Annotated in this window: 21 protein-coding genes; 10 read left to right on the forward strand and 11 right to left on the reverse strand. The window is 74.7% G+C overall.

Translation table 11 applies throughout. The features are described 5' to 3' along the window. The first annotated feature begins 2 nt into the window (after positions 1–2). A complete protein-coding gene (locus ACFYZF_RS19205; protein WP_387022424.1) occupies positions 3–719 on the forward strand; it encodes a prepilin peptidase in 717 nt (238 codons plus the stop codon). 23 nt (positions 720–742) lie between these two features. Here ACFYZF_RS19205 and ACFYZF_RS19210 read toward each other — a convergent pair whose 3' ends face one another. From ACFYZF_RS19210 to ACFYZF_RS19230, 5 genes are all read right to left on the reverse strand, one after another. Next, entirely contained in the window at positions 743–3,940 is a 3,198-nt protein-coding gene (locus ACFYZF_RS19210) for a UvrD-helicase domain-containing protein (protein ID WP_387022427.1), read from the reverse strand. 117 nt (positions 3,941–4,057) lie between these two features. Next, on the reverse strand, positions 4,058–5,302 hold the full coding sequence (locus ACFYZF_RS19215) for a metallophosphoesterase (protein ID WP_387022430.1): 1,245 nt from the start codon (positions 5,300–5,302) through the stop codon (positions 4,058–4,060). A gap of 9 nt (positions 5,303–5,311) precedes the next feature. Further along, positions 5,312–5,587, reverse strand: a complete 276-nt coding sequence (locus ACFYZF_RS19220; protein ID WP_387022433.1) for a MoaD/ThiS family protein — start codon at positions 5,585–5,587, stop codon at positions 5,312–5,314. Between the two features lie 3 nt (positions 5,588–5,590). Beyond that, complete coding sequence (moaA, locus tag ACFYZF_RS19225; protein ID WP_387022436.1) at positions 5,591–6,604, reverse strand: GTP 3',8-cyclase MoaA; 1,014 nt, start codon at positions 6,602–6,604, stop codon at positions 5,591–5,593. Then, entirely contained in the window at positions 6,601–7,518 is a 918-nt protein-coding gene (locus tag ACFYZF_RS19230; RefSeq protein WP_387022439.1) for a fructosamine kinase family protein, read from the reverse strand. Before ACFYZF_RS19230 ends, moaA begins: the two co-directional genes overlap by 4 nt. 295 nt (positions 7,519–7,813) lie before the next feature. Here ACFYZF_RS19230 and ACFYZF_RS19235 point away from each other — a divergent pair, with 295 nt between their 5' ends. After that, positions 7,814–8,851 (forward strand): DUF4192 domain-containing protein, encoded by a 1,038-nt coding sequence (locus tag ACFYZF_RS19235; RefSeq protein WP_387022442.1) that lies wholly within the window; start codon positions 7,814–7,816, stop codon positions 8,849–8,851. A gap of 452 nt (positions 8,852–9,303) precedes the next feature. Here ACFYZF_RS19235 and ACFYZF_RS19240 read toward each other — a convergent pair whose 3' ends face one another. The 3 genes from ACFYZF_RS19240 to ACFYZF_RS19250 all read right to left on the reverse strand — a co-directional run bounded on the left by ACFYZF_RS19240 (position 9,304) and on the right by ACFYZF_RS19250 (position 10,672). Further along, the gene (locus tag ACFYZF_RS19240; RefSeq protein ID WP_387022445.1) at positions 9,304–9,498 is read right to left on the reverse strand and encodes a DUF397 domain-containing protein; all 195 of its coding nucleotides are present in this window, start codon (positions 9,496–9,498) and stop codon (positions 9,304–9,306) included. Next, positions 9,486–10,232 carry a DUF5753 domain-containing protein gene (locus tag ACFYZF_RS19245; protein WP_387022448.1) on the reverse strand — a complete coding sequence of 249 codons (747 nt, stop codon included), beginning with the start codon at positions 10,230–10,232 and terminating at the stop codon, positions 9,486–9,488. Before ACFYZF_RS19245 ends, ACFYZF_RS19240 begins: the two co-directional genes overlap by 13 nt. Before the next feature lie 227 nt (positions 10,233–10,459). Then, positions 10,460–10,672, reverse strand: coding sequence for a hypothetical protein (locus tag ACFYZF_RS19250; RefSeq protein ID WP_387022451.1), 213 nt, complete (start codon positions 10,670–10,672; stop codon positions 10,460–10,462). A gap of 63 nt (positions 10,673–10,735) precedes the next feature. Between ACFYZF_RS19250 and ACFYZF_RS19255 the strand changes: the two genes are divergently transcribed. Together ACFYZF_RS19255 and ACFYZF_RS19260 are read left to right on the forward strand one after the other, a co-directional pair. Continuing rightward, a complete protein-coding gene (locus ACFYZF_RS19255) occupies positions 10,736–11,056 on the forward strand; it encodes a hypothetical protein (protein ID WP_387022454.1) in 321 nt (106 codons plus the stop codon). Further along, positions 11,056–11,307, forward strand: a complete 252-nt coding sequence (locus ACFYZF_RS19260) for a flavin reductase (protein ID WP_387022457.1) — start codon at positions 11,056–11,058, stop codon at positions 11,305–11,307. The genes ACFYZF_RS19255 and ACFYZF_RS19260 overlap by 1 nt, the downstream gene beginning before the upstream one ends. Positions 11,308–11,535: 228 nt before the next feature. On the opposite strand, the gene fdhD is transcribed toward ACFYZF_RS19260, so the two are convergent. Both fdhD and ACFYZF_RS19270 read right to left on the reverse strand, forming a co-directional pair. Next, positions 11,536–12,390, reverse strand: a complete 855-nt coding sequence (gene fdhD, locus ACFYZF_RS19265) for a formate dehydrogenase accessory sulfurtransferase FdhD (RefSeq protein ID WP_387022460.1) — start codon at positions 12,388–12,390, stop codon at positions 11,536–11,538. Positions 12,391–12,583: 193 nt separating this feature from the next. Next, positions 12,584–13,171, reverse strand: a complete 588-nt coding sequence (locus ACFYZF_RS19270) for a flavoprotein (protein ID WP_387022463.1) — start codon at positions 13,169–13,171, stop codon at positions 12,584–12,586. Positions 13,172–13,494: 323 nt separating this feature from the next. Here ACFYZF_RS19270 and ACFYZF_RS19275 point away from each other — a divergent pair, with 323 nt between their 5' ends. The 3 genes from ACFYZF_RS19275 to ACFYZF_RS19285 all read left to right on the forward strand — a co-directional run bounded on the left by ACFYZF_RS19275 (position 13,495) and on the right by ACFYZF_RS19285 (position 17,548). After that, on the forward strand, positions 13,495–14,685 hold the full coding sequence (locus ACFYZF_RS19275) for a hypothetical protein (protein WP_387022465.1): 1,191 nt from the start codon (positions 13,495–13,497) through the stop codon (positions 14,683–14,685). Positions 14,686–14,780: 95 nt separating this feature from the next. Continuing rightward, positions 14,781–16,901 (forward strand): tetratricopeptide repeat protein, encoded by a 2,121-nt coding sequence (locus tag ACFYZF_RS19280; protein ID WP_387022468.1) that lies wholly within the window; start codon positions 14,781–14,783, stop codon positions 16,899–16,901. After that, the gene (locus tag ACFYZF_RS19285) at positions 16,898–17,548 is read left to right on the forward strand and encodes a flavin reductase family protein (protein ID WP_387022471.1); all 651 of its coding nucleotides are present in this window, start codon (positions 16,898–16,900) and stop codon (positions 17,546–17,548) included. Before ACFYZF_RS19280 ends, ACFYZF_RS19285 begins: the two co-directional genes overlap by 4 nt. On the opposite strand, the gene ACFYZF_RS19290 is transcribed toward ACFYZF_RS19285, so the two are convergent. After that, the gene (locus tag ACFYZF_RS19290; protein WP_387022474.1) at positions 17,535–20,456 is read right to left on the reverse strand and encodes an AAA family ATPase; all 2,922 of its coding nucleotides are present in this window, start codon (positions 20,454–20,456) and stop codon (positions 17,535–17,537) included. The genes ACFYZF_RS19285 and ACFYZF_RS19290 overlap by 14 nt on opposite strands. A gap of 228 nt (positions 20,457–20,684) precedes the next feature. Here ACFYZF_RS19290 and ACFYZF_RS19295 point away from each other — a divergent pair, with 228 nt between their 5' ends. The 3 genes from ACFYZF_RS19295 (at position 20,685) to ACFYZF_RS19305 (ending at position 22,789) form a co-directional block, all read left to right on the forward strand. Continuing rightward, positions 20,685–21,284 carry a molybdenum cofactor guanylyltransferase gene (locus ACFYZF_RS19295; protein ID WP_387022477.1) on the forward strand — a complete coding sequence of 200 codons (600 nt, stop codon included), beginning with the start codon at positions 20,685–20,687 and terminating at the stop codon, positions 21,282–21,284. Next, entirely contained in the window at positions 21,281–21,535 is a 255-nt protein-coding gene (locus ACFYZF_RS19300) for a DUF6457 domain-containing protein (protein WP_350880136.1), read from the forward strand. Before ACFYZF_RS19295 ends, ACFYZF_RS19300 begins: the two co-directional genes overlap by 4 nt. Before the next feature lie 150 nt (positions 21,536–21,685). Further along, positions 21,686–22,789 (forward strand): hypothetical protein, encoded by a 1,104-nt coding sequence (locus ACFYZF_RS19305; RefSeq protein WP_387022481.1) that lies wholly within the window; start codon positions 21,686–21,688, stop codon positions 22,787–22,789. The last annotated feature ends 81 nt before the right edge of the window (positions 22,790–22,870 follow it).

The following is a 22,870-nucleotide window of genomic DNA, read 5'->3' on the forward strand; positions in this document are numbered from 1 at the left end:
CGGTGTCCGCCGGGCTGCCGATCTCCGTCGCGGCGCTCGGTGCGGCGGCAGGCACCGTCGCACCGTGGCTGGCCACCCGGTTCGCTGTCGCGCCGCCCGAGTCGACGGCCGCGACCGCCGCGCCGCTCGCCGCCGCCGTGCCGGCTGGTGCCGGACCGGGTACGACCCCGACCCGCCCGCTCCCGTCCGCGCGGCGGCGGGCGCCGACCTGCGCGGTGGTCGGGGCGGTCGTCTTCGGTGGGCTCGGCGTCGCGCCGGGCGTCGGGGCGGCGCTGCCGGCATTCCTCGCGGTGGCCGCGCTCGGGCTGGTGCTCGCCGTGGTCGACCTGGGCTGCCTGCGGCTGCCCGACCCGCTGGTCGGCGCGGCTGCCCTCGCCGCGGTCGCCGGCCTGGTCGCGGCGGCGTCGGTCGCCGGCCGGCCGGACCGGCTGCTCGGCCCGCTGGCCGGGGCGGCGCTGTCGTTCACCGGGTACGCGCTGCTGGCCCTGCTGCCCGGCTCGCGGCTCGGCTTCGGCGACGTCAAGCTCGCCGCCGTGCTGGGGCTGCCGCTCGGCTGGTTGGGCTGGCCGACGCTGCTGACCGGGCTGGTCCTGCCGCACGCGCTGCACGGGCTGGCCGTGCTCGGCCTGCTGGCGGCCCGCCGGGTCCGCCGGGACACCCTGCTGCCGCTCGGGCCGGCCCTGCTCGCCGGCACCTGGATCGCCGCCCTGCTCGGCTGAACCCCTCCCCCTCCGGGAGCCTCCTACAGCAGGCGGAGTTGGCGGTCCTTGGGCCGGCGGGGCTCGGTCTCGCCCAGCCGCTCGAACAGGCCCGGGTCGATCACGTCGAAGAACGGCGACGGCCGGCAGTCCCGCTCCGGCCCGTGCCGGGCGCGCCGGGCGGCGTGGCTGACGTAGAGGCGGTCCTGGGCCCGGGTCAGGCCGACGAAGAAGAGCCGCCGCTCCTCGGCGACCGCGTCCTCGTCCGGGGTGGAGCCGGGCCAGCGCAGCGGGAGCAGGCCGTCCTCGCAGCCGACCAGGAAGACCACCGGGAACTCCAGGCCCTTCGCGGCGTGCAGGGTGAGCAGGGTGACCGCCTCGGCGCGCGGGTCGAGGGCGTCCACCTCGGCGCCGGTGGCGAGCTGGGACAGGAACAGCTCCAGGTCGTCACCGCAGCGCAGGGCCAGCGGGGTCAGCAGGTCCACCGCCGCGCGGACCTCCTCGGGGCGCGCCACACCGGAGCCGTCGAGGGTGGGGGCGGCGAAGCGGTCGGCGACCACCTGCCCGGCGAGCCGGACCCGGGCCGGCAGGCCGCCGTCGAGGCCGTCGGCGTGCCGCAGCTCGCGGGCGATCGCGGTCACCCCGGGGCGGTCCCGCAGCCGGTCGTGCGAGCGCTTCTGCACCGGGACGTTCGCCCGGGTCAGGGCGTCCACGATCGGCGCGGCCTGCGCATCGGTCCGGTACAGCACGGCGATGTCGGAGAACGACAGGTTCGTCGACCGGCCGTCGATCCGGCCCGAGTCCAGCGACCGGTGGGACAGGCCGCCGACCAGCTCGTCGACGGTGCGTACCACGAAGTCGGCCTCGTCGGAGACGGACGCGGCGACGTACCGGCCGACCAGCGGGGCCTCCGGGTCGAGCCGGGCCGGGTCGAGCCGGCGGCCCCGGACCAGCGACGACGGCGCGATGGCCTGCACGGCGGCGGCCAGGATCGGCGCGGACGAGCGGTAGTTGCGGTTCAGCCGGACCAGCCGGGCGTCGGTGAAGTCCTGCGAGAAGCGCAGGAAGTAGCCGACGTCCGCCCCCCGGAACGAGTAGATCGCCTGGTCCGGGTCGCCGATCGCGCACAGGTTGCCGTCGGCGGGGCTGAGCAGTCGCAGCAGCTCGTACTGCACGGCGTCGACGTCCTGGTACTCGTCCACGAAGATCCACTGCCAGCGGTCCCGGTACCGCTGCACCAGCTTCTTCTCGGCGCGCAGCAGCTCCACCGGCAGGGTGAGCAGCTCGTCCAGGTCGACCAGGTCCCGCTTGCGCAGCAGCGCCGTGTACGCCGCCAGATCCTCGCCGGCCTCCGCCCGCGCCGCCGCCCGGTCAGCGTCGTCGGCGATCCGGAAGCCGGCCGGCAGCCCGGCGGCCCCGGCGTTCTCGCGCAGGATGGCCAGCCCCAGGGAGTGGAACGTGCCGACGGTGATGTCCTCGGCCACCGGCCCGAGCAGCCCGTCGAGGCGGTGCCGCAGCTCCTCGGCGGCCCGCCGGGTGAAGGTGATCGCCAGGCAGCGCTCCGGGAACACGTTCAGCTCGGCGCACAGGTACGCGATCCGGTGGGTCAGCGTCCGGGTCTTGCCCGTGCCGGGGCCGGCCACGATCAGCAGCGGCCCGCCCGGCGCGGAGGCGGCCACCCGCTGCATCGCGTCCAGCCGGTCCAGCAGGCCGGTGCCGACCTCCTCCATCCCGGAGAGCATCGGCTCGAACGGCTCGTGCGGGGAGGGCTGCGGCGGAATCGGCGGGGGCGGGGGCGGCGGGGCGGCCTTCCGCTTCGGCTCGGCCCTCGCCGCAGCCGGCCGCTTGGCCTTCGTCTTCGCCGCCGGCTCCGCGGGCGTCCGCTGCGCCGGCACCGGTACGTCGAACAGCGTCTCCGCCTGCGCCCCCGCCGCCTTCCCGCCCAGCTCGGCCGGGTCGAACAGGGTGATCACGCCGTAGTCGCCGTCGTAGCCGGGCACCCGGCGCACGTCTCCCCGGCGCAGCCGGCCGATCCCCTCGGCGAGTAGTTCCCCGCCGACCCGGCCGATCTCGTCCAGCGGTGCGCGGGTCAGGATCTCCAGCTCCGGGCCGAGCGCGGCGACCAGCTCGTTGAGCTTCCCCTCGACCTTCTTGGACTTCGGGCCCACCGCGTTCAGCTCGCCGAGGATCTCGGCCAGCGGGACCAGGTGGGTGACGTCCCGGGCGTGGTCGGGCCGGTGCCCCTCGGGCCGGTCGGCCAGCTCCTCGACCCGGCTGAGCACCCCGATGGTGAGTGGCCTGCCACACTCCGGGCAGCGCCCGCCGGCGGCCCGGGTCTGCTCCGGGGACCAGCTGACCTCGCACACCCGGTGCCCGTCGGCGTGGTACTTGCCCTCCTCGGGGAAGAACTCGATGGTGCCGGCGAGGCCGTCGCCGGTGCGCAGCGCCTCCCGGATGGCGAAGTAGTCCCGGCCGGAGGCGAACACCGTGGCCTCCCGGCCCAGGGCGGGCAGGGAGTGCGCGTCCGAGTTGGACACCAGCCGGTAGCGGTCCAGGCTGCCGACCCGCCAGTTCATCTCCGGGTCGGACGACAGCCCGGTCTCCACGGCGAAGACGTGCTCGGCCAGGTCGGCGTAGCAGTCGGCGATCGCGTCGAAGCCGGACTTCGAGCCCAGCGCGGAGAACCAGGGCGTCCAGATGTGCGCCGGCACCAGGTAGCCGTCCGGACTGGCCTCCAGGGTGATCTCCAGCAGGTCCCGGGAGTCCAGGCCGAGGATCGGCCGGCCGTCCGAGGCGATGTTGCCGATCCGGCCGAGGGTGGTGTTGAACCGCTGCACCGCGTCCAGGTCGGGCAGGTAGATCAGGTGGTGCACCTTGCGGGTCCGGTCGTCCCGCTTGTAGATCGTGGAGATCTCCACGCTGAGCATGAACCGGACCGGGTCCGCCTCCGCCGCGTCGGCCAGCCGGGGCGGCAGCCGGCGGGCGATGTCCCGCTCCGCCTCGGGGCTGAGCCGGTACAGTCCCGGCTCGGCCGGGTGCAGCGTCTCGCGCAGGTGGTCGTACCAGGCGGGGTGGGTGAAGTCGCCGGTGCCGAGCACGCCGATGCCCTTGCGGCGGGCCCACCAGCCGAGGTTCGGCAGGGTCAGGTTCCGGCTGCACGCCCGCGAGTACTTCGAGTGGATGTGCAGGTCCGCGACGAACGGCGAGGGGCCACCGGGGGATGCGGCGCTGAACGGGAGCACGCCGCATCCTGTCACGCCCGCCCCGACGGCCGCTCCCCGCCACGCGTACGGGTGACCTGAGCATCCTTCCCTGGACACCCCGCCCGATGCACGGTAGGCGTGCGCGCCCGGCCCGGGTCAGGGGGTGCGGAGTTCCACCAGGGTGATCTGGGGGTCCGCGCCGACGCGGACCGGGGGGCCCCAGAAGCCCGCGCCGTTGGTCACGTAGACCTTCGTGCCGTCGACCTCGCCGAGGCCGGAGACCACCGGCTGTTCGAGCTTCACCAGCAGGTTGAACGGCACGATCTGGCCGCCGTGGGTGTGCCCGGACAGTTGCAGGTCGACGCCGAACTTCGCCGCCTCGACGGCCGCCACCGGCTGGTGGGCGAGCAGCACCACGGGGCGGCCCGGGTCCCGGTCGCCGAGCGCGGCGGCGAAGTCGGCGGGGGCGGCCAGACCGGTGCCGGCGGCGCTGACGTCGTTCACCCCGGCCAGGTCCAGCACCCCGCCCGGGGTCCGGATCTCCTGCCGGGTGTTCTGGAGCACCCGCAGGCCGAGCCGGTCCACCTCCTGCACCCACTCCTCCACGCCGGAGTAGTACTCGTGGTTGCCGGTGACGAAGAAGCTGCCGTACCGGGAGCGCAGGTCGCGCAGCGGCGCCGCCGCCTCGCCCAACTCGGCGACCGAGCCGTCGACCAGGTCGCCGACGACCGCGACCAGGTCGGCGTCCAGCCGGTTGATCATTGCCACGATCCGCTCGGTGTGCGCCCGGCCGCGCAGCGGCCCGAGGTGGATGTCCGAGACGGTGGCGATGCGCAGCCCGTCCATCCCGCGCGGCAGCTTCGCCAGCGGGATCCGCACCCGGTCCAGGCGCGGCGGGCCCATCGCGTTGCGTACCCCGTAGCCGGTGACCCCGGCGGCCGTGAGGCCCGCGAAGATCGCCGCGCCGCGGGCCAGCAGCAGCCGGCGGTCCGGATCGTGGTCGGGCTGGCCGACGGCCGCGGCGGCCGGCGGTTCCGCCCCGCCGGACGCGCCCACCAGCACCGGCTCGGGCGCGGCGGCGGCTGGCTCGGCGACGACCACCCGGCGGCGCAGCACCAGCCGGGCGACCAGCATCGGCACTTCCAGCACCAGCAGCACGACCAGCAGGTAGAACATCAGCGCGAGCCACAGGTAGCCCGGCCAGGCCAGCCAGAACAGGCCGGCCCGGGTGCCGATCATCGTGGCCGGGACGAGCAGTGCCAGCACCAGCGCGGCGACGGCCCCGATCCGCCGCCACCGCCCCGGGCCGGTGGTGTCCTTGACCAGCCGCTTCCACAGGTAGAAGTGGAGCAGAGCGACGACGAGCGTCGCGAAGCCCACGAACGCCAGGGTCGCCAACACGGAGCCTCCTCAGCCGCCCGCGAACGGGGGCAGTACGTCGATCGTCGTCCCGGCCGGCAGCGGTGCCCGACGATCATGACAGGTCACGCCGTCGACCAGGAAACTCGCCGCGGTCAGCACGGCGGCGAGCCGTACGCCGTGCCGCTCGGCCAGCTCACCGGCGAGTTCGTCCAGGGACCGCCCGGCGGGCGCGGTCTCCTCGGGGGTGCCGGCGGCGGCCCGCGCGCCGGCGAAGTAGCGGATGGTCAACAGCCCGGTCTGGCGGTCCGGTACGTCGTGCTGCACCCGTCAGCCGCCGATCGCGGACATCGGCCGGGCCGGCTGTAGGAAGGCCGGGTCGTCGATGCCGTGCCCGGCCCGCTTGCCCCACATCGCGGTGCGCCAGCGCCGGGCCAACTCGTCGTCGTCCGCTCCGGCCCGCAGCGCCGCGCGTAGGTCGGACTCCTCGGTGGCGAAGAGGCAGGCGCGGACCTGACCGTCGGCGGTGAGCCGGGTGCGGTCGCAGTCGCCGCAGAACGGGCGGGTCACGCTGCCGATCACCCCGACCCGACCCGGGCCACCGTCGACCAGCCAGGTCTCGGCCGGCGCGGCGCCCCGATCGGCAGGATCCGGGGCCAGGTCGAACCCGGTACGCAGCGCGGCGAGGATCTCGTCGGCGGTGACCATGGTCGCCCGGTCCCAACCGTGCTGGGCGTCCAGCGGCATCTGCTCGATGAACCGCAGCTCGTAGCCCTGGGCCAGGGCGAAGCGGAGCAGCGCGGGGGCCTCGTCGTCGTTGACCCCGCGCATCAGCACGGTATTGATCTTGATCGGGCTGAGCCCGGCGGCGACCGCCCCGGTCAGCCCGGCGAGCACGTCCGCGAGCCGGTCCCGCCGGGTCAGCCGGGCGAACCGGCCGGCGTCGAGGGTGTCCAGCGACACGTTCACCCGGTCCAGCCCGGCGGCCCGCAGGGCGGGGGCCAGCCGGTCCAGCCCGAGGCCGTTCGTGGTCAGCGAGATGCGGGGCCGGGGCTCCAGCGCGGCCACCGCCGCGACGATGTCGACCAGACCGGGACGGATCAGCGGCTCCCCGCCGGTGAACCGCACCTCGGCCACCCCGAGGTGCCGCACGGCCAGCCGGACCAGCCGGACGATCTCGTCGTCGGACAGCAACTGGGGGCCGGCCAGCCAGGGCAGCCCTTCGGCCGGCATGCAGTACGTGCAGCGCAGGTTGCACTTGTCGGTCAGCGAGACGCGCAGGTCCCGGGCGACGCGGCCGTACCGGTCGGCGAGGACGCCTCCGGTCGGTGGGGCGACGGTCACCTCTCGACCGTAGCGCGCCCGGCCTCACGCAGCGCGGCGCGGGCGGCGTCGCCGACCGCCTCGCGGTACGCCCCGCCGAACAGGGCGGCGTGCACCAGCAGCAGGTGAAGTTGGTGCAGCGGCACCCGCTCGGGCCACCCGTCGGCCAGCGGCCAGGCCTCCCGGTAGGCGCCCATGATCCGGTCGTGGTGCGGCGGCCCGCCGAACAGCGCCAACTGGGCCAGGTCGGTCTCCCGGTGCCCGCCGTGCGCCGCCGGGTCGACCAGCCAGGCCCGCCCGTCGGTCCCCCAGAGCACGTTGCCCGACCACAGGTCGCCGTGCACCCGGGCCGGCGGCTCGTCCCCGCCGAACTCGCCGATCCGGTCGAGGACCGCCTCCACCAGCGCGGCCTCGACGCCGGTGAGCGCGCCGCCGTCGACCGACATCCGCAGGTACGGGGCGAGCCGCCGACGCGCGAACCAGTCCGGCCACGGGCCCGGGTCCGGCGTGTTGTCCTGGGGGAGCGCGGCGATGAAGCCGGGCCACTCCGCGCCGAACGCGGCGGCCCCGGCGCGGTGCGTCGCGGCCAGTTCGCGGCCGAACCGCTCGGCGACCTCGGGCGTCGGCTCGCCGGCCTCGACCCAGTCGAGCGCCAGCAGCTCCGGCAGCGCCACCACCACCTCCGGTACGGGGACCCCGTCGGCCTCCCGCAGCCAGCGCAGCCCGGCGGCCTCGGCGGCGAAGAAGCCCTCCGGCGCCGGCCGGCCGGCCCGCTCCTCCGGCCACGTCTTGGCGAAGACGGAGTGCCCGTCGTCCAGGGTCAGCCGGGACGCCGCGCAGACGTCCCCGCCAGCGACCGGCGTCTCCCGGATCCGCTGATGGGTGAGGAAGGTCGGCAGGTGTTCCGGATGCGCCCGCAGGTACGCCAGGTCCATGACCGCAAGGTAGCCGCTCGGGGCGCTCTCCGTGGGGGTCTCCGGTGTGGGCCAGCCTCAGCGGGGCGTGCCGCCCGCCCCGGCGACGGTCGTTGCCGGCCGTTGGCGGGCCCTCGGCGGTCGTTGGCGGGCCCTCGCCGGCCGTTGTCGGGTCAGCGCCGGCCGTTTGGCGGGTCACCGCCGGCGCGACGGTGATCGGGGCTGAGCTGCGCCGCTACTCTCCGTGGTTGTGGACAACCCGCGTGTCGTCCACAGGGCCTGTCGAGACGCTCGGACGCGGCCGAGGCTGCCTCCCATGGCCCGTACCGACCGCCCCCGGCTCACCGTCCGTTCGCCCGCCGACCTCATCGCGGCCGTGCCGTACCTGCTCGGGTTTCATCCCGCCGACAGCGTGGTGGTGGTCGCGATGCGGGGGCGGCGGATCATCTTCGCCGCCCGGGCGGACCTGCCCGGCCCGGGCGACGACCCGCTCGACCCGGCCACCCACCTGGCCGGCGTCATCGCCCGGCAGGGCGCCGAGTCCGCCACCGTGCTCGGCTATGGCGACGCCCCCCGGGTCACCCCGGCCGTCGACGCGGTACGCGGGTCGCTGGCCGCCGCCGAGCTGACCGTGCTGGACGCCCTGCGGGTCACCGACGGCCGCTACTGGTCCTACCTGTGCGACGAGCCGGCCTGCTGTCCGCCCGAGGGCACCCCGTACGACACCGGGGCCAGCGAGGTCAGCGCGGCGGCGGTATTCGCCGGTCAGGTGGCCCTGCCCGACCGGGCGGCCCTGACCACACAGGTGGCCCCGTTCGGCGGCCCGGCCCGGGTGGCGATGGGCCGGGCGGTCGACCGCGCCGAACGCCGGCTGGCGGCCATGCTGGTCGGAGCACCCGAGGCCGACCTGCTCGGCGGTCGGACGCTGCGCCAGGCCGGCGTGGATGCGGTCCGCGCAGCCCTGCGCCGGTGCCGGCGGGGCGAGCGGCTAGCCGACGACGAGGTGGCCTGGCTGACCCTGCTCCTCACCCACCTGCCGGTCCGCGACCACGCCTGGGAGCGCACCGACGGTCGGGAGCGGGACCTCGCCCTCTGGACCGACGTCCTGCGCCGCGCCGAGCGGGACCTGATCGCCGCTCCGGGTTCCCTGCTGGCCTTCGCCGCCTGGCGGGCCGGGCAGGGGGCACTCGCGGCGGTGGCGCTGGAACGGGTGCTGGAGGCGCACCCGGACTACTCGCTCGCCCTGCTCCTCGACGACCTGCTGCGCCGAGGGGTGCCCCCGTCCCAGCTCGACGGCTGGCCGACGACCGGCCCGCCGGGCGTGCTTCGCCGGCAACGCCGTCGACGCGGCTGACGAGCAGGTTGGCCGGGGGTGTTGGCGTGGTGTTTCCGGGATCCTCCGGGTTCTCTTTCGCCGTACGCTGAGTCCGGCCTGCGAACTGCCCAGCAGCGCGAGCCAGGAGTTGATCTTGCACTGTAAAGTGAAGGAAAAGCGAGAAGTTGATCCCTAGCGCCACAGGTCAGGAAGCCCTGCTCCCCGCGTACGCGGGGGTGATCCCGACGTCCACCAGGCCAAGGCCAAGGAGCTGAACTGCTCCCCGCGTACGCGGGGTGATCCCGGGTGGTGACGCTGACCGCGCTACCAACGCCGCTGCTCCCCGCGTATGCGGGGGTGATCCCGGGGTTGAGCTGATCGCCTGCTTCCTTGCAAGGATCTCACCCTCTAGCGGACCGTTCTCCTTCCTGCTCGGTATGGCAGAACGCCCGCCCAAGAGGGGGCGGGCGTTCTACGTCTTTGCCGTGGGGTCAGGCGCGCGCAGCGACGTGGACGATGAACGAGCGCCATGCGGCCGGGGAGAAGCTGAGGGCCGTGCCGGCCGGGTCCTTCGAGTCCCGTACCCCGACGATGCCCGGAAGGTTGTCGGCGACCTCGATGCAGTTGCCGCCGTTAGAGCTGCTACGGGTGCTCTTGCGCCAACGGGCGCCGGTCAGGTCAGCCATGCTCGCGCCTTCAGGAAGTCGATGGACTGGTCTCGCGGTAGCGCGACCGACCTCACGGTATCCCAGACCGCCCACAGGGGAGCAGCGTCGTTTGTGATGCGCCCTGCGGCCTGATCGTCCAGGTAGCCGACGTCGTCTCCATCGAGAGTCGTCGCGATAACGAAAGGCCCTGCCTGTCCTGGGTGCAGACCCGCTCCCAAGGGCAGGACGTGCACCATCACGTTGGCGTGCTGGGCCACCGCTGCCAGATGATCGAGCTGTGGGTGCATCACCTCTGGGCTGCCGCGTCGTAGTGCGGCTTCGTCGATCACGAAGACCGTCAAGGGAGGGCGGGAACGCTTGAACACGGCGGCCTGACGCCGAAGCCGACTCTCTACGTGGTCGGCCGCATCAGCCATCAACGGCCCGCATGCCAGGACGGCGCGAGCGTATGCCTCGGTCTGGAGAAGGCCCGGAATGACAACCGACTCAAAGCACCTGAGGCCGACTGCTTCACGCTCAATCTCGGTCCACGGCCGGAACCACGCTGGCTCCTTTCGTTTCAGCGCGTCCGGCCAAAGCTCCAGTACGTCCTTGCCGAGAAGCTCGGCAACCTTTGCGCGGTGCCGCGTCTGCGGTATCCGTCCGTGACTCGCCCACTTGGCTGCGGTTTTCGGGTCGACCCCAATGTGAGCAGCGAGGCTGTCGGCCGTGTGCCCCGTTTCGGTCATCGCGGTCTGCACGGCTCGGTTCATCCCCGAGATCTCCTAACGTCCAGAACGTTCCGAACACATAGTGCAACGCAGTGTGTTCGCTCCGCAACTGCCGGAAGGCTGCTTGTAGGACGGCGTGGCCGGTGGAGGAGTTGCCCGGCGGTCGCGTTCGTCGAGGGGGCCGTCCCGGTCCTTCCCCCGTGTGACGAGCGGACGGCCCCCTCTCCAATCTCGACGGAAAGGGAAGTCATGTCGCACCGAGGAGGGCGTCACCGGTCCCGGCGGGGTCGGCACTGCGCGTGCCAGGTCTGCCGGGCGTACCGGGCCGCGAAGCCGCAGAGCGATCCCGCACCGGCCGATCCGAAGCCCGCGCCGAGGCCGGCTCCGCCGCCCCGGGACCCGGTCCCGTACGACCCGCCGCTGGTCGGCCCGATGATCCCGCCGTACCGGGGGCCGTGCAACGACACGACGACGCGGGTCATCTGGGACCTGGCTGGCGAACTGCCCACTCCGGCGCAGTTGACGCGCGGGAACCGAGGCCGGCGGTGAGGTACCGCAGCCACCGGACACTTGCCACCGGGCGCACCCGCGCGGCGGACCTGGCGGAGCACTGCTCGCACGGGCCCGCGTGGACCTGCCGGCGCTGCGGGAGCCCGTTCCCCTGCCCTGCCTGGACGGAGGGCCCGATCGACAACCAACTGCGTACCGCGCTGTTGCCGGGGTTCCTGCGGATGGCTCAGCAGGCCGTCCGCGACCTTCGCGGCCGACCGGGCGGTCCGACGCCCCCGGAGATCGTCCAGCGCTTCCTGTGGTTCGTGCCGCTGACCGACGACGAGGCGCGGGCCGTCGCGCTGCGGGTGCGCTGATGTCCCGCGCCGTCCGCCCGCACCTGCCGCTCCGCCCGATCTGGCTGTGCTGCGTCTGCGGCCACCCGTGGCCGTGCGGCGAGGCACGGCTGTCGCTGCTGGTCGAGTACCGGGGCAACCGGACCGCCCTGCTGATCTACCTGGCGATGCTGAAGGAGGAGGCGACCGCACACCTGACCGAGCTGACCCCCGGTCGCCCGCCGAGTGGCCTGACCGATCGCTTTGTCTCCTGGGCGCGTGCTCGCGGATAGCGCCTCTTGATCGAGGGCCGTACCCGTTGCGATCGGCGGCGACTTCGAGGCGAAGCTCGCACGACTTCATTGATCGTCTGCGCTTTAGTGAGACGACACGCCGAGGAGATTCTCCTTTTTCGACAGACGATCATGGGGTGCCGCCCGATTGGCGAGGGGCATGGTCGACTGCCCCGTGCGGGGCGGCGCGGCTTGGCTGGGCCATCCTCGCCCCGATCCCGAGCGGGGTCAGTGGTCGATCCGGTGCGCGCCCGCGTACACGTTCATGGTTCGGCCGCGCAGGAAGCCGACCAGGGTCATCCCCGCCTCCTCGGCCAGGTCGGCGGCCAGGGTGCTCGGGGCGGAGACCGCCGCGAGCAGCGGCACCCCGGCCATCCACGCCTTCTGGGTCAGCTCGAAGCTCGCCCGGCCGGAGACCAGCAGCAGGTGCCCGGCCAGCGGCAGCCGCTCCTGCCGAACCGCCCAGCCGATCACCTTGTCGACGGCGTTGTGCCGGCCGACGTCCTCGCGCAGCACCACCAGCTCCCCGCCGCTGGTGAACAGCCCGGCCGCGTGCAGGCCGCCGGTGCGGTCGAAGTTGCGTTGCGCCGCCCGCAGCCGGTCCGGCAGCTCGGCCAGCAGCCCGGCCGGCACGGTGAGCGGGTCGTCCGCGACGGCGAACTGGGAGCGGGTCCGTACGGCATCGATGCTGGCCTTCCCGCACACCCCGCAGGAGCTGGTGGTGTAGAAGTTCCGCGCCGGGTCGGTGGTCGGCTCCGGCACGCCGGGGGCGAGCACCACGTCCACCACGTTGTACGTGTTCGGCGTGTCCGCGCCCGCGCAGAGCTGGGCGGTGTGCACGTCGGCGGCGGACCGGATCAGCCCCTCGGTCAGCAGGAAACCGATCGCCAGGTCCAGGTCGTCGCCGGGGGTACGCATGGTCACCGCCAACGGCCGTCGCCGGCCCGGCCCGCCCGGGCCGACCCGGATCTCCAGCGGCTCCTCCACGGACACGCTGTCCGGCCGGCGCACCGCGACGCGGTCCGGGTCGGCCGCGTCGAGGTCGATCCGGAGCACGCTCCGCCGATCAGTGGCCCGTCCCATCCCGCCATCCTGCCCGAACGGCCCGGCCGGGGCGAAGCGTCCGGCCGGGATAGCGGCCAGGCGAGTGTCGTGAGCCGAGCGCGGTAGGCCGGTGGGAGCGCCGAGAGCCGGGGGCGCCGAGAGCCGGGGCCGCCGAGCGATGCGCGCCGACAGCGGACAGCCGACAGCGGACAGCCGACAGCGGACAGTCGGTTCAGGAGGCGGCGGCCGGGCCGGCGGGCTCCTCGGCCTCGCCGGACAGGCTGCTCTCCAGCCAGCTCGCCACGAGTTCGGCGACCGCGTCGGGCGGGGGCATGGCGATGCCGACGACGTTCTCGCGCTGCCACAGCTCGAAGATCACCCGCTCCTGCGGCTCGACGACGGCGTGGCCCTCGTCGCGCAGCGTCTCCACGTGACGTTGGGTGGTCCGCTTCGCCCACATCGACTTGTTCATGCTCGGGAAGAAGATCGCCGGCCGGTCGCTGGCCAGCAGGGCGGTCTGCGCGGGGGTGCCGGCCAGGCCGAGTGCCGCCGCGGCGATCGTGCCGGCGGTCGCCGGCAACACGACGATGCCGAGCGAGCGCTTGGCGAACTCGGTGGGGTTCAGCGCGGGGTCGCCGCTGGCGAACACCTCGTCCGCGTACCAGGCGGCCACCTGGGGCTGCACGAACCGCTCGGCGTTGGCGGTGAGCAGCACCCGCAGCGGCAGGTCGATCTCCTGGCGCAGCCAGGACAGGTAACCGGAGGCAGCCATCGCGGCGCTGGAGCCGCAGATGATGACCGAAAGCGCGTCGTCTCGCATGCGGACAGCGTCCCGGCGCGGGAACGCCGTGGACATGGGGGAACGGCCCCATCTTCGCCGCCGGATCGGCGCGGGAGTTTGGGGGCCGCTCCCCATGCCGCCCGGGGCGTCCGGCTGGCAGGTTCGTCCTCAGCCGGCCGCCCCCACGACCCGCCGGCCGAGGAGGTGAACGGCATGAAGAAGATCACGATCCGCAAGACGGGCTCCATCAAGCTCACCACGTCGGCGCCGCTGTACTGCACGGACTGCTGCTGACCGGTCGGCCGTCCCGGCGCGTCGGCGCGCCGGGACGGCCTTCGCCGGGCTTACGCCCTGGAGGAACCATGCCAACCACCCGCCTGGAGTTCCATCCGCTCACGTACGTGCCGGAGCGGGACGGCGTCACTGTCGGTCGGATCGACGCCGCGTCCTTCGCCGTGCTGCCCGAGGACGGGGTCGCGCTGCTGCGCCGCCTCGCCGACGGGATGCCGGTCGGCGAGGCGGAGCAGTGGTACCGGAGCACCTTCGGGGAGCCCGTGGACATGGCCGACTTCGTCGACACGCTGCGCGAACTCGGTTTCATCCGGGCTGACGGGGAACCACCGGCCCGGGCGCCCGAGGTCCGCTTCCGGCGGCTCGGCCGTGCCGCCTTCTCCCCGCTGGCCTGGGCGGCGTACGCGCTGATCGTGATCGCCGCCGCCGTGGCCATGGTGAACCGGCCGGAGCTGCGGCCGCACGCCCAGAACGTCTTCTTCGTCCCGTCACTGCTCGCCGTGCAGCTCGGTCTGGCCCTGTGCCAGTCACCGGGCATCCTGTGGCACGAGTGGTACCACCTGCTCGCCGCCCGCAGGCTCGGCCTGCCCACCCGGATGCGGGTCGGCCGCCGGCTCTACTACGCGGTGGTGGAGACCGAGCTGGACGCCCTGCTCACCGTGCCGGCACGGCAGCGCTACCTGCCGATGCTGGCCGGGCTGCTGGCCGACGCGGTGCTTTTCGGCGCGCTGGTGCTCGTCGCCTGGGCCGGCCTGTCCGACGGCCTGTCCTGGCCGGGACGGCTGGCGCTGGCGGTGGCGTACACCGTCCTGCTGCGGATGTCCTGGCAGTTCTACGTCTTCCTGCGTACCGACCTGTACTACGTGGCGACCACGGCGCTGGGCTGCACCAACCTGCACGAGGTGAGCCGGGCGTGGCTACGCGACCGGTTCGCCTGGCTGCCCGGGGTGCATCCGTCCGAGGAGCCCCAGGACGACTGGTCGCCGCGCGACCGGCAGCTCGCGCCCTGGTTCGCGCTGATCACCTGCGGCGGGGTCGTGGCGCTGCTGGTGACCGTCACGCTGTGGACCGCGCCGCTGGTGCTGGAGTTCGCCTCCCGGGTCGTCTCCGCCCTGATGAACGGCTCCCCCACCGGCCCCGGCTTCTGGGACTCGATCGGGTCGCTGCTGCTGGTCGCCTTCGAGATCGTGCTGCTGCCGCTGCTCGCCGGCCGTACCCGGCGGCGGGCCGCCCCCGCACCGGACCCGGCGAGGGCGGGCTGACGGCGCCCCGCCCGGCCACCCCCACCCGGCCACCCCGCCCGGCCGCCCCGACACCCACCGCGACGCAAGGTCCATCCCAACGGAGGAGCAACGGCATGACTGCACACCAATGGCGGATCGGGCCGGCGCCGGTCGACGGCGAGCAGGTCGATATCGCGGTCGACTGTCACCGGGGGCTGCGCGGTCCCTACACCGGCCTGGGCAGCCTGCTGCGGCTGGTCGTACCCGAGGCGTACGGACGCTGGCCGGACCTCGTCCAGCGGCACCTGACCGAGATCCTGTCCGCCGCCCCGGAGCTGCGCGGGGCGATCGACGCGGCACCCGAGACGCTCACCTCCCTGGCGGTGCCCGAGGAGCGGACCCGGATCTACCCCGCCAACCGCACCCGTCGCCTGGCGCACGGCGCGACGGAGTTCCTCGCCGGGTACGCCGCCCGCTCCGGCCGCCACCCGCTGCGGCTCGCGTTCGACCGGGTGGACCAGGCGGACCCCACCGACCAGGAGTTCCTCTCCATCTTCCTGCGCCGGGTGCGGCCGGACGTGGTGCGGGTGCTGATCGGCACCGGCGGCGGGGAGCTGGAGCCCGAGCTGACCGCCGCCCTCGACCGGTACGCGGGGCGGCTGCCGGAGCTGACCCGGGTCGCCGGCCGGCCCGAACGTGGCCCGGAGGAGCTGCTCCGGGCGTACGTCGACGCGGACGGCACCTCCGCGGACCCGGCCGAACTGGCCGCGTACCGGCAGGCCGACCCGCAGGCGCGGGTGGCGCTGCACGACGCCCGCGCCGCGCTGCTGCGCGGGCGGGGCGACTGGAGCCTGGAGCTCGGCGCGATCCCCTGGCACCTGGAGCGCGGCAGCGACCCCGCCGGGGCCGGCGCGGAGGCGCTGTACGAGGCGGCGCGGCACTGCGGTGCGCTGGGCTACTACCACGCGGTGATCGACTACGGAACCCGTGGCCGGGCGATCGTCGACCCCGACACGCAGATGGAGCGGTTCTGGCTGCTCAGCACGCGGGCGAGTTCGGCGATGGTGGTGCTCGGTCGCACCGTCGAGGCGGAGCCGACCTACCTCGACCTGCGCAGTCGGTACGCGGAGCCGGAGCTGCAGATGTCCACCGGGTACGCGCTGGCCATGCTCTACACCCGTTTCCACCCCGAGGAGCGCAGGGACCACCACCTGGCCCGGGGCTACATCAACAACTCCATCGCGATCGCCTCGCTGCTTCCCGACCCGCAGAAACGCGCCTTCCACTCCGTGTTCCAGAACAACGGGCTGGCGCTGATCGAGATGCGGCTGGGCCGGCTGCCGGCGGCGCTGCGCCTGGTCGACGAGGGGCTCAACCGGCTCGACCGGGAGCTGCCCGGCGACAAGCACCGGCTGCACCGCTCGGTGCTGGTGCACAACCGGGGCAAGGCGTACCTCGCCCTGGGCCGGCTGGACGAGGCGCTGACGGACCTGACCAACGTGATCGAGCTGGACCCGAACTACGCCGACTACTACTTCGACCGGGCCGATGTGCGGCGGCGACTGGGCGACCTCACCGGAGCGGTCGCGGACTGCGACACGGCGATCAGCCTGTCGCCGCCCTTCTTCGAGCTGTACTACAACCGGGCCGACCTCAAGGCCGAGCTGGGCGACCTGGCGGGGGCGATCGCCGACTTCGGCTACGTCGTCGAGCTGGAACCCGACCAGCTCGACGCCCGGGTGAACCTGATCAGCCTGCTGCTCGACGAGGGATCGGTCGACGCCGCCCGCCCGCACGTCGAGGAGGGGCTGCTCAGTAACCCCGGCGAGGCCCGACTGCTGCACCTGCGCGGCGTGCTGGCGGTGACGGACGGGGCGGAGGCGGACGCCCGGCGGTACTTCGACGACGCGTTGGCGGCCGACCCGGCGCTGGTGGCCGCGCTGGCCAGCCGGGCCGCCCTGGCCTTCGACGGCGGTGACCACGAGCGGGCCACGGCCGACCTGACGGCAGCCCTCGCGGTGGACGCGGACAACCCGGACCTGCTGTACAACCGCGGGTTCGTCCACGAGGCGGCGGGCCGGTGGGCCGAGGCGGTCGCGGACTACAGCCGGGCGCTTGACCTGCCCGGTGCGGACCGGGAGGAACTGCTCAGCCGGCGCGCCCGCTGCCATGCCGAACTCGGCGACGTCGACGCCTCCCGGGCCGACCGGGCGGCCGGCGCCGCCGGGCAGTCGAACCTGGCCGGCGCGCGGTGACCACCACGGCCTCCCGGCGCGCCGGGGTGGGGGCCGTCCGGGTTCCACCGGCGGACCCCACCCCGGACGCGCCGCCGTCCCCAGGGGCCGAGCCGGCCCGGAACGCCGCGTCCGGCGGCTCTGGGACGGCCCGCTCCGTCCCGGCTGGCAGCCCCGAGCCGGCCCGGCCGGCCCCGGTCAGCGGCCCCGAGCTGCGGGAGTTCATGCGCAACTGGGCCACCGGGGTGGCGGTGGTGACCAGCCGGCTGGCCGGGCGGCCGGTCGGCTGCACGGTGAACGCGTTCACCTCGGTGTCCCTGCGCCCGCCGCTGCTGCTCGTCTCGCTGGCCCGAACGAGCCGTACGCTGGCCGCGATCACGGCCGAGGGCGGCTTCGCGGTGAACCTGCTGGACCGCCGTCAGCGGGAACTGGCCGACCGGTTCGCGACCGCCGCCGGGGACCGTTTCGCGGGCGTGGCGCACCGTACGGTCGACGGGCTGCCCCTGCTCGACGGGGCGATGGCGGTGGCGGTGTGCACGGTGACCCAGCTCATCGGCGTCGCCGACCACACGCTGGTGCTCGGCTCCCCGTACCGGTTCCAGGCCGGGGACGACGCGGACCCGGCCGTGTTCTTCGGCGGCCACTACCGGACGGTCAGTCCGGCGTGACCTCGTCCCGGACCCGGGCGGCGTAGCGGCTGAGCGCCGCCCGGTTCGCCTGTTCGGTCTTGGCGATCAGGCTCGCCACGTGCTTCTCCACCGTGCGCGGCGAGATGAACAGCTCGCTGGCGATGCTGCGGTTGTCGGACCAGTCCGCCATGAGCTGGAGCACCTCGTACTCCCGCTCGGTGACCCCGATCATCCGCAGCGGCTGCGGCACCCGGCTCGTGGTGCGGCGGTACGGCACCACCACGCCGAGGCGGCGCAGGTGGGCCCGGCAGGCACGGGCCGGGGCCGGCAGCCCCGTCCGGCAGAAGTGCTCCTCGGCGGCGCGCAGCCAGTCGACCGGGTCCCCCCACCGGTCCGCGTCGGCCGCCGGCGCGACGAGGCGCAGGCCGAGGTGGACCACCACCGGGTGTGCCTGGGCCCGCCGCACCGCCGTCACCGTCGCGCCGGCCGCCTCCCGCTCGCCCTGCCGGCCGAGCAGCACCGCCTTTGCCAACAGCACGAACTGCCGGTTCCAGTGCAGCCGCCCGGCCGGCGTCGCCCCGACCTCGCAGCACCGTCGCCAGTCGGCGTCGCCGTCCAACACCGCCAACAGCACGCCCAGCCCCTGGGGGCCGGTGAGCGGGTAGGGCGCGGGTCGCTCGGCGTCGCATGCCACCGCCCGGTCCAGCTCGCGGCGGGCCCGTCCCGGGTCCTCCTCCAGCAGGGCGCACACCGCGCCGGCCATGCCGTGGGCGAGCGCGGCGACCGGTGGGCCCGGGTCGTCGTCCGAGAGGCCGGCCAGCACCGCGTCCAGTTGGTGCCGCCGCCCCCGGTGTCCGGCGCACACCGCGCGGACCAGCGCCAGCAGCGGCGCGCTGTCGCCCAGCCCGAGCCGGTGCGCCTCGGCCGCGCACTCCTCGACGAGCCGCTCGGCCTCGGCGTACTCGGCCCGCAGCGCGTGGTCCCAGGCGAGCAGGACGTCGACCGTGTGCCGCACGGCCGACGCGCCCGTCCGCCGGGCCCGCTCGGCGGCACTCAGCAGCCCGTCGGTGTCCCCGGTGAGCAGCCAACGCTGCTCGGCGAGCAGCACCGCGGCCCGGTTGCGCCACAGCGGCAGGTGGTGTCGCTCGGCGAGCCGGCGCATCTGGGCGAAGCCGCACTGGGCCTCGTCCGCGCCCTGCCGCCGGGCCAGCATCCCGCGCGCCTGCCAGCCGAGGCAGGCGACGCCCGGCAGCCCGGCCAGCTCGGCCTTCCGCACCGCGTGCGCGGCGAGTCGGGCGGCCCGCTCCGGCGCCTCCGGGCCGAGGTGGGCGGCGGCGACGGCGTCGACCGCCGCGGTCTGCCGGTCGCGGGCGCCGGGGCCGAGCACCGTACGGGCGGCGTCGAGCTGCGTGGCGGCGTCGGCGCGCCGACCGGCGAGGAGGGCGAGCCGGGCGAACAGGACGTGCACCGCCGCCAGCCGCTCGGGCGGGACGGCCGGATGACAGAGGTCGTCGAGGTTGTCGAGCAGCCGTAACCCGCGCCGGGCCTCGCCGCTCTCCACCAGCGCGCAGAGCAGCTCGTGCAGCACGTCGGCGCGGAGCGGGTGGTCGGCCGACGCCTGCGACAGCCGCCACGCCCGGTCGAGGGTCTCCGTCGCCGACCGGAGCCGCCCGGCGTTGAGGTCCCGGCGCCCGGCCAGGGCGAGCAGCCGTGCGGCGCCCCGCACGTCGCCCGCGAGCTGGGTGAGCCGGGCGGTGAACCGGCACCACTCCCCGGGCAGGCCCGGGTACAGCTCGTTCACCGCGTCGACCGACTGAAGGGCGAGTGCGGCCTGGTCGGTGGGGGTGAGCTGGCCGAGCAACGCGACGGCGGTCGTCATGGTGCGAAAGGCGTACCAGTCGTGGTCGTCGCCCTCGGCGGCGAGCAGGCCGGCGGTGACCGCGGCGCGCAGGTGTCCGAGCAGGTCGTCCTGTTTGATCCGCAGGGCCCGGCCGAGCACGGAGATCGGGAACCGCTCGCCGATCACGGCCGCGGCGGTGAGCAGGTGCCGGCCGGCGGGACCGAGCCGGTCGGCCTGGTCGATGACGCTGTGCCGCACGGTCGGCGGCACCTCGGTGTGCACCTCGTCGACCAACAGGCACCCGCCGGACTCCACCACCAGGCTGCCGCTGTCCCACATGGCGCGTAGCAGTTCCGTGGCCAGGAAGGGGTTGCCGGCGCTGTCGCGGCAGAGCCGGTCCAGGACCGGCTCCGGTATCCGCTCCGGGGCCAGGCCCAGCCGGGACGCCGCGAGCAGGTGCACGGCCCGGCGGCCCAGCGGCTCCAGACGCAGGACGGTGCCGCTGCACCGCCGGCTGAGCGCCTGTGCCAGGTCCCACGCCGGCCCCGGCTCGGGCCGGAGGGTGGCCAACAGCAGGGTGCCCTGGTCGGCGAGGTTGTCGGCCAGGTACTCGACCACCGCCAGCGTCGCCGGGTCGGTGTCGTGCAGGTCCTCCAGCGCGAGCAGGCAGCCCCGGCCGGCGCCGGTTACCGAGAGCAGCCGCAGCACCGCCTCGGCGAGCAGCACGGGGGACGGCATGGTCTCCGCCGTCTCCGCCGACCGGTACTCCGGGATGAGGCCGCCGAGGGCGGACCGGTAGGGCCGCAGGCTGGCGTGCTCCAGGATCGGCTCGGTGCGGAACAGCAGGGCCAACGCCTCGGTCAGGGGACGCAGGGCCACGGCGCGGACGGCCGAGCCCGCCCGGCCGAGCAGCACGCCCATCCCGGCCCGCCGCCCCCGGTGGGTCGTCTCCAGGGTCAGCCGGGACTTGCCCATGCCGTCGCCGCCGACCAGGAAGATCGTGCCGCCGCAGCCCCGCCGGGCCTGGTCCAGCGCCTCGTGCAGGAGTTCGCGTTCCCGGTCCCGGCCGACCAGGGTGGGCAGTTCCGGACGGTCGTCTGCTGGCATGTGCATCTGTCCTCCGTCCAACGTCGAGGAGCGGGGCGACCCGGCCCGGAAGCGCTGCCGACCGGCTCGGCCCAGGGGGCGTCGCGAGGCTCCGGACGGAGTGTCCCTGAGCCGTCACTCTATGAAGGAATTAACAAGATTTACAGACCCGTCCGGACCGTCCGCTCCGCCCTGCCCGTCGACTCCGTGACATGCGTCCCCGGCGCGGGCAGGCGGTACGGTGACCGCGTGGCGGGCTGGGCGGCGATCGTGTTGGCGGGTGGATCGGCGCGCCGGATGGGGGGCGTGGACAAGCCCGCCCTGCCGGTCGGCGGCCGGCCGATGCGCGACCGGGTGCTGGACGCCGTGGCCGACGCCGACGTCCGGGTCCTGGTCGGCCCGGCCGGACCGGTGCCGCCGGGGGTCCGGCTGACCCGGGAGAGCCCGCCGGGAGGCGGCCCGGTCGCCGCCACGGCCGCCGGCATGTCCCTGCTGCCCGCCGGTACGCCGACCGTCGCCCTGCTCGCCGCCGATCTGCCCCTGCTCACCCGGGCCGCGGTGCGGGTGCTGCGTGACCAGCTCGCTGACCCGACGGTGGACGGCGCGTGCCTCGTGGACCCCGACGGGCGGCGGCAGCCGCTGTGCGGGGTGTGGCGGGTCGCGCCGCTGCGGGCCGCCCTCGACCGGCTCGCCGCCGCCCGGGGCGGGACGCTCGACGGCGCGGCGGTGCGGGCGTTGCTCGCCGGCCTGACCGTGTGCGACCTGCCCTGGTCGGGGACGGGCCCGCCGCCCTGGTTCGACTGCGACACTGACGAGGACGTACGCCGGGCGGAGGAGTGGACGCGATGACGGTGATGGACGACTGGGTCACGGCGGCCTGCGCCGAGCTGGGCCTCGACCCGGACCAGGTGCCGGTGCCGGTCGTGCTCGACCTGGCGAGGGACGTCGCCCACCAGGTGCTGCGTCCGGGCGCGCCGGTCGGCGCGTACCTGCTCGGCCTGGCCGTGGGGCGCGGGGCCGACCCGGCCGCGACGGCCGGCCGGCTGAGCGCGCTCGCCGGCACCTGGCCGGTGGAGCTGGGCGACCAGCCTCCCGCCTGACCCCGCCTGGTTTTCCACCCGTCTCCGGCACGGGAACAGCCCGCAGCCGCAGCCTCCGGAGGGGAGCCACGGGTCGCTGTCCGATCCTGGTCGGCCTGATTCGGCTCCGGGGCGTCCTGGGTAGGGTGACCGTGACGGACGGAGGCGATCATGACGGTAGGCCACCCCTCGGCACCGGACGGAGAACCGCCGGGCGGCACGCCCGAGCAGCACGAGTCGATCCTGCTCGACGAGCCGACCACGGCTGACCTGCGGGCGAAGGTGACCGAGGCCTGGCGCGAGTTCGCCCGGGCCCTGGCCGAACGGCTGCGCGAGCTGCCAGCCGGGACACACGTCGAGCTGACCCTCGACCCCACTGCCTCCGGCACCGGGAACGCCGTCTACTCGATCAGCCTGGACTTCACCGCCGATGGCCGGCTCTCGGCGCGGGCCGTCGGCAACGCGACCCTCCCGCAGGGCTACCGGCTGGACCGGTCCGCCGTCGCCGACATGGTCGCGCTCGGCTGGTCCCCGCCCGGGGTGGTCGCCGGCTCCGGCGAGCACTTCGGCCTGGAGGGCGACACCGCCGAGGCGACCCGGCTGGCCGCGCTGCTCTCCCGCACCCTGCGGGACGTCTACGGCGCGCCGCATCCGGCCTTCCTGGTCTACGTCGTGCACGACGCCGAGGGCGAGCCCGTGCCGGTGGAGCCGCTGGGCACCGCGCGCAGCGAGTTCGGCCCGGACCAGGACATCGAGGCCGACCTGGACGAGGCGCTGGCCGCCGCGAGCGCCCAGGCCGCCGGGAGCGACGTGCTGGACCTGGCTGAGCGGGTGCGCACCGTCGTCTCCACCATGCTCAAGTCCAGCTCGGACCAGTTGCAGGTCGACTCGGACGGGGACATCAACATCCGGGCCGGATCGGCGATGGTCTTCGTCCGGGTGCGCGACAACCCGCCCCTGGTCGACGTCCTCTCGCCGGTGCTTACCGAGGTCGAGCCGACCGAGCGGCTCTACGTCAAGCTCTCCGAGCTGACCAACCGGATGCCGATCGGGCGGCTCTACTGCGCCGACGACACGGTGTGGGCGTCCATCCCGGTCTTCGGCCGCGACTTCCAGGCCACCCACCTGATGCTCGCCGTGCAGGTGATGACCGGCCTCGCCGACGAGTTGGACGACCGGCTGCACGGCGAGTTCGGCGGGAAGCGCTTCTTCGGCGAGGCCGACAAGCCCGGCCGGCGGGAGCAGGACGAGCACCGCACCGGCATGTACCTCTGACGGAGGGGCCGGCTACGGCTGCGCCACGATTGACGTCAAGGGCGGGTGGGACCCGGGCGGCCCTGGTGCCGGGCCCCACCC

This window comes from Micromonospora sp. NPDC001898, assembly GCF_042891255.1.
Classification (GTDB): domain Bacteria; phylum Actinomycetota; class Actinomycetes; order Mycobacteriales; family Micromonosporaceae; genus Micromonospora.

Coding starts and splice junctions, on each gene's coding strand:
- ACFYZF_RS19230 (WP_387022439.1), bottom strand. CDS start 7,518: ATGGACCTGGCGTACCTGCGGGCGCATCCGGAACACCTGCCGACCTTC.
- ACFYZF_RS19235 (WP_387022442.1), top strand. CDS start 7,814: ATGGCCCGTACCGACCGCCCCCGGCTCACCGTCCGTTCGCCCGCCGAC.
- ACFYZF_RS19240 (WP_387022445.1), bottom strand. CDS start 9,498: ATGGCTGACCTGACCGGCGCCCGTTGGCGCAAGAGCACCCGTAGCAGC.
- ACFYZF_RS19245 (WP_387022448.1), bottom strand. CDS start 10,232: ATGAACCGAGCCGTGCAGACCGCGATGACCGAAACGGGGCACACGGCC.
- ACFYZF_RS19250 (WP_387022451.1), bottom strand. CDS start 10,672: ATGACCCGCGTCGTCGTGTCGTTGCACGGCCCCCGGTACGGCGGGATC.
- ACFYZF_RS19260 (WP_387022457.1), top strand. CDS start 11,056: ATGTCCCGCGCCGTCCGCCCGCACCTGCCGCTCCGCCCGATCTGGCTG.
- fdhD (WP_387022460.1), bottom strand. CDS start 12,390: ATGGGACGGGCCACTGATCGGCGGAGCGTGCTCCGGATCGACCTCGAC.
- ACFYZF_RS19270 (WP_387022463.1), bottom strand. CDS start 13,171: ATGCGAGACGACGCGCTTTCGGTCATCATCTGCGGCTCCAGCGCCGCG.
- ACFYZF_RS19275 (WP_387022465.1), top strand. CDS start 13,495: ATGCCAACCACCCGCCTGGAGTTCCATCCGCTCACGTACGTGCCGGAG.
- ACFYZF_RS19280 (WP_387022468.1), top strand. CDS start 14,781: ATGACTGCACACCAATGGCGGATCGGGCCGGCGCCGGTCGACGGCGAG.
- ACFYZF_RS19290 (WP_387022474.1), bottom strand. CDS start 20,456: ATGCCAGCAGACGACCGTCCGGAACTGCCCACCCTGGTCGGCCGGGAC.
- ACFYZF_RS19300 (WP_350880136.1), top strand. CDS start 21,281: ATGACGGTGATGGACGACTGGGTCACGGCGGCCTGCGCCGAGCTGGGC.
- ACFYZF_RS19305 (WP_387022481.1), top strand. CDS start 21,686: ATGACGGTAGGCCACCCCTCGGCACCGGACGGAGAACCGCCGGGCGGC.